The following is a 14773-nucleotide window of genomic DNA, read 5'->3' on the forward strand; positions in this document are numbered from 1 at the left end:
GCCGCGCCCCGGCGGCCGGCCCCGGCCCCGGCTCAGCGGACCCAGCCGCCCGTGAGGCCCTGGACGGCCGAGCCGTCGAGGTCGGCGAGCTTCGGCGCGACGAAGTCGCCGGCCCACTGCGAGGTCTGGACGCGGAACGGCGGCCGTTCGGCGGTCAGAGCGGCGATGATCGGCGCTGCGGCCTCCTCGGAGCTCTGGGCGCCGGCGAAGGACCGCGTGGTGCGCTCGATGTAGGCTTTCAGCGCGGGGGCGTACGGGCCCGCCCCGGCGAGCATGGCGCGGACGTCGAGCCGCAGGCTGGTCACGAACTCGCTGGCCACGGCGCCCGGTTCCACGACGGTGACCGCGACGCCGACGGTGGCGGCGACGGGTGCGAGCGATTCCATGAAGCCCTCGACGGCGAACTTGGCCGCGCAGTAGGCCTCGTTGAAGGGCTGGCCGACCACTCCGCCGACGCTGGTGACCGTGATGACGCGGCCGCCGCTCGCGCGCAGGTGGGGGAGGGCGGCGCGGGTGAGCTCGACGACGCCGAAGTAGTTGACCTCCATGGCGGAGCGGACCGGCTCCATGCCCTGCTGCTCGACGGTGCCCACGGAGCCCGCTCCGGCGTTGTTCACCACCGCGTCGAGGCGGCCGTGCTCGGCCACGACCTCGGCCACGCAGCCGGTGACGGACGCGGCGTCCGTGACGTCGAGGCGCTTCACCTGGACGAGCCCGGCGACGCCGGCCTCCTCGGCGGCCTTGAGCAGGGCGTCGGCCCGGCCGGTGTCGCGCAGGGTGGCGACGGTGTGCCAGCCGGCCCGGGCGGCCGCGACGGCGGCGGCGAGGCCGATGCCGGAGGAGGTGCCGGTGATGAGGACCGTCTTGCGGGTGGCGGGCGTTCCGGCGGGCGACGCGGGGGTCGGCTCGGGGGTGATCTCGGGGGTGATCTCGGTGGTCATGAGGGTCTCCAGGGTGCGGTGGACGGCACGCCGTCCACCCTCTCAGCCGCCGTCAGGTCGCGCGCGTCACGGACTCGCGGCGGGCCGGGTCGGGGTCGGGTCCAGGTAGACACGGCGGATGGCGGGGAAGCGTTCACGGAGCTGCTCCTCGGCGATCTCGCAGGCCGCCTCCACCTGCGCCGCGGACGCCAGGTCGTGGAAGTCGATCTTCGCGGCGATCAGCACCTCCGACGGCCCCTGCACCAGCGTGGTCAGCTCCAGCACGCCCTCGATGTGCGGCACGGACAGCAGCTCCTCCCGCACCTGCGCCCGCATCGCCTCCGGCAGCGGCCGCCCGATCAGGTACTGCGCGTTCGAGCGGCCCAGCTCCCACGCCACCCACACCAGCAGCAGGCCGATGAGGAGCGAGGCGACCCCGTCGTACACCCCCGAGCCGGTGAGCTGCGCCCCCAGTAGGCCGCCCGCGGCCAGGGCGAGGCCGATCAGGGCGGCCACGTTCTCCAGGAGGACGGCCTTCACCGCCGTGTCCGGGGTGTGCTTCACGTACAGCCCCAGGGGGGCCTTCATGCGCGTGGCCTCGCCCTTGACCTGCCGCCAGGCGACCAGCAGGGAGTAGCCCTCCAGGACGGCGGCGACGGCCAGGATGATGTAGGAGAGGGCCGGGTTGCCGGGATCCTCGCCGTGGACCAGGGTGTGGATGCCGTCGTAGACGGCGAACACCGCGCCGCCGACGAAGGTGGCGATGGAGGCGAGGAGCGCCCAGATGTACCGCTCCGGTCCGTAGCCCAGGGGGTGCGCCTCGTCCGCGGGCTTCGCGCTCCGTTTCAGCGCGGCCAGGAGCATCACCTCGGTCACCGTGTCGGCCACCGAGTGCGCCGCCTCGGAGAGCATCGCGCTCGATCCGCTGACGATCCCGCCGAACGCCTTGGCGGCGGCGATGCCGAGGTTCGTGACCACGGCGACGACGACCGTGCCGACGCTCTCGTCCTCGGACGGGCCCTCGCCCTGGCCGCCGGTTCCGCTTCCGTTCACCATCGCATCGCTGCTGGACATGGTGTGACGTTACGTCGGACGGTCGTACTACGCGCGCGGGACGCGCACCACGCCCTCCTGGATGACCGTCACGGCGAGCCTGCCGTCCTGGGTCCAGATCCGGGCCTGGCCCAGGCCCCGGCCGCCGGCGGCCGAGGGGGACTCCTGGTCGTACAGCAGCCATTCGTCGGCGCGGAACGGCCGGTGGAACCACATCGCGTGGTCGAGGGAGGCGCCGACCACGTCGCCGACCGCCCAGCCGCCCTTCCCGTGCGCGAGCAGCACCGAGTCGAGCAGGGTCATGTCGGAGACGTAGGTGGCCAGGCAGGTGTGCAGGAGCGGGTCGTCGCTCTCCAGCTTGCCGGCGGTACGGAACCACACCTGCGAGCGCGGTTCGACCGGTGCGCCGACGCTGCCCCAGGGCGGGACCGTCGCGTACCGCAGGTCGACCGCTCCGCGCGCCTCGACGAGCCGTTCCACCGTGCCCGGGTCGCGGAAGACCTCCCGGTAGAGCGGGAGGGACTCGGCGGCCGTCGGGAGGGTCTCCGGATCGGGGGCGTCGGGCATCGCGGCCTGGTGGTCGAGGCCCTCCTCGTACGTCTGGAAGGACGCGGACAGGTGGAAGATGGGCTGCCCGTGCTGGACGGCGACGACGCGGCGCGTGGTGAAGGAGCGGCCGTCGCGGATCCGGTCCACCGAGTACACGATGGGCGCGCCGGGGTCGCCGGCGCGCAGGAAGTACGAGTGCAGCGAGTGCGCGGTGCGGTCCTCGGGCACGGTGCGGCCGGCCGCGACCAGGGCCTGGGCGGCGACCTGGCCGCCGAAGACCCGCGGTACCAGCGCGGAACGACTGGTACCGCGGAAGATGTTCTCCTCGATCTGCTCGAGGTCGAGCAGGTCGAGGAGAGTCGTGAGGGCCTCGTTCATGGGGGAAGGCTAGATGCCCTACAGGCCCATCGACTTGGCGATGATGGACTTCATGACCTCGCTGGTGCCGCCGTAGATGCGGTTCACGCGGTTGTCGGCGTACAGGCGGGCGATCGGGTACTCGTTCATGTAGCCGTAGCCGCCGTGCAGCTGGAGGCACTTGTCGATGACGCGGTGCGCGACCTCGGTGCAGAACAGCTTCGCGGAGGCGGCCTCGGCGGCGGTGAGCTCACCGGCGTCCAGGGCCTCCAGGGCGCGGTCGGCGACGGCCTCGGCGGCGTCCACCTCGGCCTGGCAGGCGGCCAGTTCGAACTTGGTGTTCTGGAAGTGCGCGACCGGCTTGCCGAAGACGGTGCGGTCGGTGACGTACTGCTGGGCGAACCGGACGGCGGCCTTGGACTGTGCGTACGCGCCGAAGGCGATGCCCCAGCGCTCGGACGGCAGGTTGGCGCCGAGGTAGGAGAAGCCCTTGTTCTCCTCGCCGAGCAGGTCCTCGACCGGGACCTTCACGTCGACGAACGCCAGCTCGGCGGTGTCGGAGGTGCGCAGGCCGAGCTTGTCGAGCTTGCGGCCGATGGAGTAGCCCTCGGACTTGGTGTCCACGGCGAAGAGGGAGATGCCGAAGCGGCGGTCGTCCTCGCGCGGGGAGGAGGTGCGGGCGCAGACGATCACGCGGTCGGCGTGCACGCCGCCGGTGATGAAGGTCTTGGAGCCGTTGAGGACGTAGTGCGTGCCGTCCTCGGAGAGCTTGGCGGTGGTCTTCATGCCCGCGACGTCGGAGCCGGTGCCGGGCTCGGTCATCGCCAGGGCCCACATCTCCTCGCCGGAGACGAACTTCGGCAGGAAGCGCTTCTTCTGCTCGCTGTCGGCCAGCATCTTGATGTAGGGGAGGGCGAGCAGCACGTGCACGCCGGAGCCGCCGAAGTTGACGCCCGCGCGGGAGGTCTCCTCGTAGAGGACGGCCTCGAACTTGTGGGTGTCCAGGCCGGCGCCCCCGAACTCCTCGGGGACGTTGATCCCGAAGATGCCCAGCTCGCCGAGCTTGTAGTAGAACTCGCGCGGGGCCTGGCCGGCCGCGAACCACTCGTCGTAGACCGGGACGACCTCGGCCTCGATGAAGTCGCGGATGGTCTCGCGGAACGCCTCGTGGTCCTCGTTGAACACCGTACGGCGCACGGCCGACTCCCTTCGTCGCGGCAGTCAGCCGCCCAATCTAAGCGCTTGCTCAGATTAAGTTACCGGCGGGTTGGTCGCGCTGTCCAGAGTGAGGTCCGGCACGTCGGCCGGAAGTCCGCGCGGGCCGGGGCGGGGCCGGTGTTCGGCCGGGCCGCCCCGACCGGTGTCACGGCCGTACGTACGCCTGTCGGGAGGCGCAGGTCCAGATCACCGGCTGAGGCCGGTTCTGCGCGTCCAGGGCGGTTCCGCCGACCCGGTCGTCGTCGGTCGCGGTGAACGCGACGGTGTAGCCCGTCGGGGTGAGCCCCGGCAGGACGCGCATCGGGCCGCCTCCGGCCAGGTACTGGGCCTGCGCGGTCGGGCGGTCCGCCGGGAGCGGCGGGTCGACGGGGAACGAGGCCAGACCGACCGCGACGCCCGTGCGTGGGCTGATGCCGTCGAGGGTGCTGGTGACGGCGCCGGTGGCGGCGGGCGGGTACGAGGGAGGGGCGCCGGGCGCGGCCCATGCGACGGCCGTCTCGAAGGTCTGCGGTCCCGGGCCGGTCCGCGTGTAGCCGACGATCCTGCCGCGCTCGTCGATCCCGCTCGCGCGGAAGGGCTCGCTCGCCCCGACCCCCGACGACAGCACCGAGGCCGGGGCGCCGCGGTCGGCGGGCCAGTACAGGGCCGGGCTGAAGCCGGCCGGTCCGCCGGAGGCGGGGTCGCCCGTGCCGTAGCCGACCACCTCGCCCGCGTTGTTGATTCCGGAGAGCCAGTGGAGCCGGTACCCGGCGGGCGGGATCAGTTCGCGCAGGAGCCGGCCGCCCTGCCATTCCATGCCGATGGTCCGGTTGCGCGCGGGGTCCCACATCTGGCCGACGATGACGCCGCGGTCGTTGACGCTGCGCGGTGCGCCCCCTCCGGGCAGGACGGTGACCGACCGGTCGCCGGGACGGTAGCTGAAGGCGATGCTCCCGTCGGGGGTGTTCGCGTAGCCCACCATGAGGCCGTGCCGGTTGACGTCCGTCACCGCGCCGGACCCCGATCCCTCCGGCAGCGGCAGGCGGTGGACCCGGGTCCCGGTCCAGTAGGCCGGGTACTGCTGGGACATGCCGACGGCCAGTCCCGTGCCTTCGGCGAGGGCGTTGACCTGGCTCTGGCGCACCCACGGACTCGGGTGCGGGTCCTCCGAGACGACGGGCAGGCGCTCCAGCACCTGGAGGGAGGGGGTGCAGCGTGCGGCGGCCCCTGCCGGGGCCGCAGCCGCCGCCGCGGGTGCGGCCAGTGCGAATGCGGCGAGCAGGCCCCCCGTTGCCGCCAGGGCGGTGCGTGCGCGTGTCGTTCCCGATGTCATGAATCCCCCCGGATCCGCAGGAAAGTGAGCGTACGGGCGGAGCCATCCTGGCCCGGCGCGACGGGGAGGAACAGTCATGATCCGGACATCCGGACGGGTGCGGGTGCGGGGGCGGTGCGGCCTCAGGGGGCCGGGTGCTCCGGCGGCCGTCCGGGCGGGGCCGTGCGCAGCGCGAACCACAGCTCCATCCGTACGTCCGGGTCGTCCACGTCCCGGGCCAGGAGGACGGCGGCGCGGGCGATGCGCTGGCGGACGGTGTTGCGGTGGACGCCCAGGGCGGCCGCGCTGCGGTCCCAGCTGCCGTGGTGGGCCAGCCAGCCGCGCAGGGTGTCGCGCAGCACGGGGGAGAGCGGGCCGAGCAGGGCCTCGGCGTGGGCCCGGGCCTCGGCCGCGCCGACCAGGCCCGCGAGGCCGGGCTCGGTGTGGCGGGCCAGCGGGGTACGGGCCGCCTCGGCACGCTCCAGGGCCCGCCCGGCCTGCGCGTCGGCCCGGGGCAGCTCCTCGGCCGGGGCCGGGGCGCTGACCCCGAGCCGCCACCCGGGCTGCGGGCCCGGCTCGCGGTCGGTGAGCAGCCGTACGAAGGCCCCGTGCGCGGAGTCCGCAGGCGGGGCGGGGTCCCCGTGCGGCTCCAGCAGTACGGTGCCCAGCGCGGCCGCCAGGGCCCGCGGATCCCCCGCGCCGCGGGCGTGTACGGCGTACCAGGGCCCGGGGCCCAGCGCCCCGGCCGGATCCCCGCCGAGCAGCAGCCGGGTCAGCGCGGCCTCCGTCCCGGCCGGGCGGTGCGCGGTGAGCAGCGTCAGCAGGACGGCCGCGATCGAGGCGACGGTGTGGTCCCCGGGGACCCGGGACGGGGTCGCGAGGGCGAGGACCCGGCCGCCGCCCAGGGCATGGACGCTCAGGTGGAGCCCGCCCTGCTCGCCGGTGGCGGTGGCCGCGGAGCCGGGTGCGACCCGCCGGGCGAGCACGCCGAGCGCGTCGAGCACCTCGGGGGCGGGCGCCGTTCCGGCGCGGGCGCCGGGGGTGGCGGGTGCGCGGCGAACGGTGTCCGCCCCGGCGGCGGGCGCCGGTTCGGATCCCGCTCCTGCGGGTCCTGCCCCCGCGGGCCCCGGCGCGGTGGCCGCCGGGGCGTCCGGCCGGGTGGCGGGGAGGAGGCCCGCCCAGCCGCCCAGGGTCGCCGCCAGGCGGCGCAGGACCGCCGGGACGGGGTCCGGGCGGGCGGCGGCCGCCGCCAGGGACTGCTGGGCCTCGGTCACCCGGCGCAGCTCGGCCGTCCGGGCCTGCTCCATCAGCCGCCAGACGCTCCGGCCGACCGCCGTGAACGGGGTCCCGGGCGGCACCTCGAGCAGGGGCAGCCCGTACCCTTCGCAGGCCTCGGCCAGGGCCCCGGGCACGGTTTCGTGCACCGGGGTCACCCCGAAGCCGACGGCCCCGACCCCGGCCCGGATCAGCCGTACGACGTACTCCTCGGCGTCGATCGACCCGCCCGCGGCGGACCCGCCCGCGGCGGACCCGCCGCCCGCCCCCGCGAGGCCCGCTCCCGCCGTCAGGAGGAGTTCGCCGCCCAGCAGGTAGGGGGAGGGGTCCGGCATCTCGGAGGCGTGCACCCCGTGCAGTTCCGCCTCGGCGGGCCCGGCCAGGTGGCGCAGCCCCAGCTCGTGGTCGGCGAGCAGCCGGCCGAGTGCGACCGGCGGGGTGGGAGGGGCTTCCATGAGTGGATACTCCGTACACATCAGAGGAGCTGAATGGATGAAACGTACACTTCGCCCGTCCCGGGTGTCCGTTTACGCTCGAAGGACCGCACCGCACACCTCCCCGGAAGGCCCCCCATGAGCACGCAGCCGCGCGGCCCCGTCGACTCCTCCCGCATCCCGCGCTACGCGGGCCCGGCGACCTTCGCCCGGCTGCCCCGCCTCGACGAGGTCGGCGGCAAGGCCGACGTGGCCGTCGTCGGCGTGCCCTTCGACTCCGGGGTCTCCTACCGCCCCGGCGCCCGCTTCGGCGGCAACGCCATCCGCGAGGCCTCCCGCCTGCTGCGCCCGTACAACCCGGCGCAGGACGCCTCCCCGTTCGCGCTCGCCCAGGTCGCCGACGCCGGCGACATCGCGGCGAACCCGTTCAACATCAACGAGGCCGTCGACACCATCGAGGCCGCCGCCGACGAGCTGATCGGCAACGGCTCCCGCCTCATGACCCTCGGCGGCGACCACACCATCGCCCTGCCCCTGCTCCGCTCGGTCGCGAAGAAGCACGGCCCGGTCGCGCTGCTCCACTTCGACGCCCACCTGGACACCTGGGACACTTACTTCGGCGCCGAGTACACGCACGGCACCCCGTTCCGCCGCGCCGTCGAGGAGGGCATCCTCGACACCGAGGCCCTGTCCCACGTCGGCACGCGCGGTCCGCTGTACGGCAAGCAGGACCTGGACGACGACGCCAAGATGGGCTTCGGCATCGTCACCTCGGCCGACGTCTACCGGCGCGGCGCCGACGAGGTCGCGGACCAGCTGCGCCAGCGCATCGGCGACCGCCCGCTGTACATCTCCATCGATATCGACGTGCTGGACCCCGCGCACGCGCCCGGTACCGGCACCCCGGAGGCCGGCGGCATGACCTCCCGCGAGCTGCTGGAGATCATCCGCGGACTTTCCTCCTGCAACCTGGTCTCGGCGGACGTCGTCGAGGTCGCCCCGGCGTACGATCACGCGGAGATCACCTCCGTCGCGGCCTCGCACACCGCGTACGAACTGACCACGATCATGAGCCGCCAGATCGCCGCGGCACGCGGCGCCAAGTAGGCGCGGCGCGCGGGCGGGGGCGGCGAACCCGAAGGGCGAGCAAGCGCACGTGACGCACGACCACGACCTGGTACTCCGTCCCACCGAAGCCCAGAAGGCGGCCGCGCTCGCGCCACCGCCGGGGCGCACGGGCGGGGACCTGGTCGTGGAGACGCTCCGCTCGCTCGGCGCGACCACCGTCTTCGGGCTGCCCGGCCAGCACGCGCTGGGCCTGTTCGACGCGGTCGGCCGCTCGGACCTGCGCCTCGTGGGCCTGCGTACGGAGAACAACGCCGGGTTCGCCGCCGACGCGTACGGCCGGATGACCGGCGAGGCGGCCCCGCTCCTGCTGTCCACGGGGCCGGGTGCGCTCATGGCGCTCCCCGCCCTCGCCGAGGCGGCGGCCGCGTCCGCGCCCGTCCTGGCGATCTCCTCGCAGGTCCCCACCCCTGGCCTGGGCGGCGGCCGGCGCGGCCACCTGCACGAGCTGCGCGACCAGTCGGCCTCCTTCCGGGACGTGGTCAAGTCCGTACACACCGCCCGGACCCCCTCCCAGATCCCGTCCGTGATCGCCGAGGCCTGGGAATCGGCGCTGACCGCCCCGCACGGGCCGGTGTGGGTGGAGATCCCCGAGGACGTGCTGCGCGCGGACACCGTGATCCCGCAGGTCACGGGCATGGACGCGACCCCGCACGAACTGGCCCCGCGCCCCGAGCTGACCGCGCTGGCCGCGCACTGGCTGGAGCACGCCGAACGCCCGGTGATCATCGCGGGCGGCGGGGTGGTCCGCTCGGACGCGGCGGGCAAGCTGAAGCAGCTCGCGGAACGCCTGAACGCCCCCGTCGTCACCACCTTCGGCGGCAAGGGGGCCTTCCCCTGGACCCACCCGCTCTCCCTGCAGTCCTGGCTGGAGGACCGCCACATGACGGACTTCCTGGAGGACGCCGACGTCCTGCTGGTGGTCGGCTCGGGCCTGGGCGAACTGTCCTCGAACTACCACACGTTCTTCCCGGAGGGCCGGGTCGTCCAGATCGAGGCGGACCTCGGCAAGCTGGAGTCCAACCACGCGGGCCTCGGCATCCACGCGGACGCCCGTCTCGCCCTCCAGGCCCTCCTCGAAACGGTCGCCGAGCGCCCCGACCCGCAGGCCCCCGAGCGGGTCCGGCTGCTCCTCGCCGACATCGCGGCCCGGCTGGCCTCCCAGGACCTGACCCTGGAGCAGGAGCTCCTGGCCTCGATCCGCCGGGCCCTGCCCCCGCGCTCCCCGTCCTTCTGGGACATGACGATCCTGTCCTACTGGGCCTGGTCGGCCTTCGACCCCAAGCACCCCAACACCATGCACTCGGCGCAGGGCGCGGGCGGCCTCGGCTACGCCTTCCCGGCGGCCCTCGGCGCGGCCGTGGCCGAGCCGGGCACCCCGGTGCTCGCGGTCTCCGGCGACGGCGGCGCGATGTACTCGATCGCCGACCTGGCCACCGCCCGCCAGCACGACCTGGACGTCACCTGGCTGATCGTGGACGACGGCGGCTACGGCATCCTGCGCGCGTACGGCTGCGAGACGGGCACGGCCCTGACCCGCCCCGACTTCGTGGCCCTGGCGGCCGCCTTCGACGTCCCGGCGGCCGCGACCACCCCGGAATCCCTGCGCGAGGACCTGGCGAAGGCCCTGAAGACCCCGGGCCCTTCGGTCCTGGTGCTTGCGGCCGAGCCGAAGATGTTCGCCCCCACCCACGTCTGAGGCCCCCACCCGTGTCCGGGGCCGGCGGCGGCCGGGGTTAGGTTGGGCGTCGAACCTCTTCACCTTCACCGGAAACGACCAGCTGACGGTGGCTCACGGCAAACACCCGCTCCACCCGTCCCGGCCGGACGCGGACCGGGCGACCAAGGACAGAAGGACGACGTTGACCTATTCCATGGCCAAGCGGTCCGTGCTCGCCCTCGTCTGCGTGGTGGCGGCGGCCGGGTGTTCCGCGGCGGAATCCCGGCCCGAGCCCAGCGCCGCTCACCCCTGCACCCTCGCCGATCCGTCGAAGGAGCGGGATCTCCTGCGGGAGATCACCCGGTCCCCGGACTTCGACACCCGGGTCAACAGCACCACCGCGCACCTGGTGGACATGCTCAAGGCGGACCTGCGGACCGTGGTGAACGTCGGTGCGACCTCGCCCTGGCTCATGTGCGGCTACGTCCCCGAACAGGGCAAGGACGCCGGCCGCGTGCAGCTGCAGGTCCGCTGGCAGCCGGTGGACCCCCGGGAGCGCATCCCGGAGGGCAGCCTGCCCTTCGAGGCGAACGGGGCGACCGGCATGACCGACGACACCACCTCGCTGCTGCGCGTGCGCTGCGACCTGCCGGGCGACCTCAGCAGCCCGGCCGACATGCCCCTGCTGTCGGTGGAGGGCTCCTTCGGGATCCGCGCCCCGCGGGCGAACATGACCCAGGCGGACCGGGACCGGCAGACCGCGTTCACCTATCTCATGGCCCGCCGCGTCACCCAGGCCCTCGGCTGCACGAACAAGCCGCTGGAGCGGCCGCCCGCGGTGAAGGTGCTGCCGTTGCCGACGCCCTCGCCCTCGCCGTCGCGCAAGTCCTGACCCCGGCCCCGGCGCAGGCGGGTCCCGGCCCGCCTGCGCACGGACGTACGACTCGGACGCCCCCCGGAACCCGTACGCCCCCGTAGGCCCAGCACCGCGCGCGGAACCCGCGCAACCCAGTTCGAATTGTTGCGGCGGGATGAAATCCGCCGGTCGGAGCGTTGGCGCTTGCGGCAGGGCAGGACGAACGGGGAGGCAGTACGTGGCTACGGGGACGGCGGAAACGGCGGCTGGAAGCACACAGGGGTGGGGCAGGCGGCTCGCCGCCTACACCTGGCGGTACAAGGCCAACGTGCTGCTGGCCCTCGGGTCCTCGCTCGGCGGCATGGCCGTCATGGCGCTCGTGCCGCTCGTCACCAAGGTGATCCTGGACGACGTCATAGGCGACCAGAGCAAGCCCATGACCCCCTGGGCCCTGATGCTCATAGGCGCCGCCGTCCTCGTGTACGTGCTGACCTACATCCGCAGGTACTACGGCGGCCGGCTCGCCCTCGACGTGCAGCACGACCTGCGCACCGACATGTACGACACGATCGCCCGGCTCGACGGCCGCCGCCAGGACGAGCTGTCCACCGGGCAGGTCGTGGGGCGGGCCACCACCGACCTCCAGCTGATCCAAGGGCTGCTCTTCATGCTGCCCATGACCATCGGCAACTTCCTGCTCTTCGGGATATCCCTCGGCATCATGCTGTGGCTCTCGCCGCTGCTGACCGTGGTCGCGCTGCTCATGGCCCCCGCCCTCTGGTTCATCGCCAAGCGCAGCCGCAAGAAGCTCTTCCCCGCCACCTGGTACGCCCAGAGCCAGGCCGCCGCCGTCGCCACCGTCGTCGACGGGGCCGTCACCGGCGTCCGCGTCGTCAAGGGCTTCGGCCAGGAGGAGCAGGAGACCGGCAAGCTCCGCGAGGCCGGCCGCCGGCTGTTCGCCGGGCGGCTGCGCGGGATCCGGCTGAACTCCCGCTACACCCCCGCCCTGCAGGCCGTACCGGCCCTCGGCCAGGTCGCCATGCTGGCCCTCGGCGGCTGGATGGCCACCAGGGGGCAGGTCACCCTCGGCACCTTCGTCGCCTTCTCCACCTACCTCGCCCAGCTCGTCGGCCCCGTCCGGATGCTCGCCATGGTGCTCACCGTCGGCCAGCAGGCCCGCGCCGGCGTCGAGCGGGTCTTCGAACTCATCGACACCGAGCCGGTGATCCGGGAAGGCACCGAGGAGCTTCCCGCGGACGCGCCCGCCACCGTCGAGTTCGACGACGTGCGCTTCGGGTACGACCCCGAGCGGCCCGTGCTCGACGGGTTCACCCTGTCGATCGCCGAGGGGGAGACCGTCGCCCTCGTCGGGTCCTCGGGCAGCGGAAAGTCCACCGTGTCGCTGCTCCTGCCGCGCTTCTACGACGCCGACCGCGGCGCCGTCCGCGTCGGCGGCCACGACGTGCGCGAGCTGACCTACGACTCCCTGCGCGACGCCATCGGGCTCGTGCCCGAGGACTCCTTCCTCTTCTCCGACACCATCCGCGCCAACATCGCCTACGGTCACCCCGGCGCCACCGAGGACCAGATCCGGGCGGCCGCCCGCGCCGCCCAGGCCGAAGGGTTCATCGAGGCGCTCCCCGCCGGATACGACACCACGGTCGGCGAGCAGGGCCTGACCCTCTCCGGCGGCCAGCGCCAGCGCATCGCGCTCGCCCGCGCCATCCTCACCGACCCCCGCCTGCTGCTCCTCGACGACGCCACCTCCGCCGTCGACGCCCGCGTCGAGCACGAGATCCACGAGGCGCTGCGCGCCGTCATGGCCGGCCGCACCACCCTGCTCATCGCCCACCGCCGCTCCACGCTCGCCCTCGCCGACCGGATCGCCGTACTGGACGACGGGCGGCTCTCCGACGTCGGTACGCACGAGGAGCTGGAGCGCCGCTCCGCCCTGTACCGGCGGCTGCTCACCGACCCGGACGCGCTGGGCGCGGGCTCCCCGCGGACCCGCGAGGCGGCGCCGATGGAGGAGTTCGAGCGGGATCTCGAACGGGACATCGAGCTCGAAGCCGAGATCGACTCCGAGCCCGTCAACGCCAAGCGCCGGGTGGCCGGCGGGATCACCCCCGAGCTCTGGCAGCGCCAAGAGGAGGCGGACGAGAAGACCACCGCCCCCGCGGGCATGTCCGCCACCCCCGAGCTGCTCGCGCAGGTAGCCGCGCTGCCGCCCGCCGACGACACCCCCGACGTGGACGAGACCCGCGCCGCGTCAGCCGAGGACAGCTACAACCTGGGCCGCCTGCTGCGCGGCTTCTGGGCCCCGCTCGCGATATCCCTCGGCCTCGTCGCCCTCGACGCCGGCTCCGGACTGCTCCTGCCGATCCTGATCCGGCACGGCATCGACAAGGGCGTCGAAGCCGCCGCCCTCGGCGCGGTCTGGGCGGCGTCCCTCCTCGCCCTCGGCGTGGTCCTGGCCCAGTGGACCGCGCAGTTCGCCGAGACCCGGATGACCGGGCGCACCGGCGAGCGCGTGCTCTACGCCCTGCGCGTCAAGATCTTCGCCCAGCTCCAGCGCCTCGGCCTCGACTACTACGAGCGCGAGCTGACCGGCAAGATCATGACCCGGATGACCACCGACGTGGACGCCCTGTCCAGCTTCCTGCAGACCGGGCTCGTCACCGCCGTCGTCTCCGTCCTCACCTTCCTCGGCATCCTGGTCGCCCTGCTCGTCCTGGACGTGGAGCTGGCGCTGATCGTCTTCGCGACCCTGCCCCTGCTGATCGTCGGCACCGTCTTCTTCCGCCGGAAGTCCGTGGCCGCCTACGAGCTCGCCCGCGACCGGGTCGGACTGGTCAACGCCGACCTCCAGGAGTCCGTGGCCGGACTGCGCATCGTCCAGGCCTTCCGCCGCCAGCGGGCCGGCGCCGTCCGGTTCGCCGAGCGCAGCGACTCGTACCGCCAGGCCCGGGTCCGCGGCCAGTGGCTGATCTCCGTCTACTTCCCCTTCGTCCAGCTGCTGTCCTCCGGGGCGGCCGCCGCCGTGCTGATCGTCGGCGCGGGCCGGGTGGAGGCGGGCACCCTCACCACGGGCGCGCTGGTCGCCTACCTGCTCTACATCGACCTGTTCTTCGCCCCGGTCCAGCAGCTCTCGCAGGTCTTCGACGGCTACCAGCAGGCCACCGTCTCCCTCGGCCGGATCCAGGGCCTGCTGCGCGAGCCCACCAGCACCCCCCGCCCCGCCGACCCCCGCCCGGTCCCCGAACTGCGCGGCGAGATCGCCTTCGAAGACGTCGACTTCTCGTACGGCACGGCCGAGGAGCGCGGGGAGAAGGCGCCGGCCCTCGCCGGGGTCAGCCTGCGCATCCCCGCCGGACAGACCGTCGCCTTCGTCGGCGAGACCGGAGCCGGCAAGTCCACGCTGGTCAAGATGGTGGCCCGGTTCTACGATCCGACCTCCGGCCGGGTCACCGCCGACGGGGTGGACCTGCGCGAGCTGGACCTGACGGGCTACCGCCACCGCCTCGGCGTCGTCCCCCAGGAGCCGTACCTCTTCCCCGGGACGGTCCGCGACGCCATCGCCTACGGGCGCCCCGAGGCGAGCGACTCCGAGGTGGAGGCCGCCGCCCGCGCGGTCGGCGCCCATGCCATGATCGCCACCCTGGACGGCGGCTACCTGCACACCGTCACCGAGCGTGGCCGCAACCTCTCGGCCGGCCAGCGCCAGCTGATCGCGCTGGCCCGCGCCGAGCTCGTCGACCCCGACGTGCTGCTCCTCGACGAGGCCACCGCCGCCCTGGACCTGGCCACCGAGGCCCTGGTCAACCAGGCCACCGACCGGCTCGCGGGCAAGCGCACCACCCTGGTCGTGGCGCACCGGCTGACCACCGCCGCGCGCGCCGACCGGGTCGTGGTCATGGACCGCGGCCGGGTCGCGGAGGACGGCACCCACGCCGAACTGCTGGCCCGCGGCGGCCGGTACGCCGAGCTGTGGCGCACCTTCGCGGGCGAGGAGGAGCCGGCGGCGGCGTAGCGGGG

At 73.9% G+C, this 14773-nt stretch carries 10 protein-coding genes; 4 read left to right on the forward strand and 6 right to left on the reverse strand.

Annotated elements, in window-relative coordinates:
* Positions 1-32: 32 nt before the first annotated feature.
* From ACIA8F_RS17430 to ACIA8F_RS17455, 6 genes are all read right to left on the reverse strand, one after another.
* The gene (locus tag ACIA8F_RS17430; protein ID WP_399379641.1) at positions 33-941 is read right to left on the reverse strand and encodes an SDR family NAD(P)-dependent oxidoreductase; all 909 of its coding nucleotides are present in this window, start codon (positions 939-941) and stop codon (positions 33-35) included.
* A 66-nt stretch (positions 942-1007) separates the two neighbouring features.
* Positions 1008-1976 carry a cation diffusion facilitator family transporter gene (locus ACIA8F_RS17435; RefSeq protein WP_399379779.1) on the reverse strand — a complete coding sequence of 323 codons (969 nt, stop codon included), beginning with the start codon at positions 1974-1976 and terminating at the stop codon, positions 1008-1010.
* 45 nt (positions 1977-2021) lie between these two features.
* Positions 2022-2900 (reverse strand): acyl-CoA thioesterase II, encoded by an 879-nt coding sequence (tesB, locus tag ACIA8F_RS17440; protein ID WP_399379643.1) that lies wholly within the window; start codon positions 2898-2900, stop codon positions 2022-2024.
* 18 nt (positions 2901-2918) lie between these two features.
* Positions 2919-4076 (reverse strand): acyl-CoA dehydrogenase family protein, encoded by a 1158-nt coding sequence (locus ACIA8F_RS17445; protein WP_399379645.1) that lies wholly within the window; start codon positions 4074-4076, stop codon positions 2919-2921.
* 166 nt (positions 4077-4242) lie between these two features.
* Entirely contained in the window at positions 4243-5409 is a 1167-nt protein-coding gene (locus ACIA8F_RS17450) for a hypothetical protein (protein WP_399379647.1), read from the reverse strand.
* 122 nt (positions 5410-5531) lie between these two features.
* The gene (locus ACIA8F_RS17455) at positions 5532-7118 is read right to left on the reverse strand and encodes a helix-turn-helix domain-containing protein (protein WP_399379649.1); all 1587 of its coding nucleotides are present in this window, start codon (positions 7116-7118) and stop codon (positions 5532-5534) included.
* A gap of 117 nt (positions 7119-7235) precedes the next feature.
* Between ACIA8F_RS17455 and speB the strand changes: the two genes are divergently transcribed.
* The 4 genes from speB to ACIA8F_RS17475 all read left to right on the forward strand — a co-directional run bounded on the left by speB (position 7236) and on the right by ACIA8F_RS17475 (position 14768).
* A complete protein-coding gene (gene speB / locus ACIA8F_RS17460; protein WP_399379650.1) occupies positions 7236-8204 on the forward strand; it encodes an agmatinase in 969 nt (322 codons plus the stop codon).
* A gap of 49 nt (positions 8205-8253) precedes the next feature.
* Positions 8254-9921, forward strand: a complete 1668-nt coding sequence (locus ACIA8F_RS17465) for a thiamine pyrophosphate-binding protein (RefSeq protein WP_399379651.1) — start codon at positions 8254-8256, stop codon at positions 9919-9921.
* Positions 9922-10084: 163 nt separating this feature from the next.
* On the forward strand, positions 10085-10774 hold the full coding sequence (locus ACIA8F_RS17470) for a hypothetical protein (protein WP_399379652.1): 690 nt from the start codon (positions 10085-10087) through the stop codon (positions 10772-10774).
* A 139-nt stretch (positions 10775-10913) separates the two neighbouring features.
* A complete protein-coding gene (locus ACIA8F_RS17475; protein WP_399379653.1) occupies positions 10914-14768 on the forward strand; it encodes an ABC transporter ATP-binding protein in 3855 nt (1284 codons plus the stop codon).
* Positions 14769-14773 lie beyond the last annotated feature (5 nt).

It is taken from the genome of Streptomyces sp. NPDC051563 (assembly GCF_044454225.1).
GTDB lineage: Bacteria > Actinomycetota > Actinomycetes > Streptomycetales > Streptomycetaceae > Streptomyces.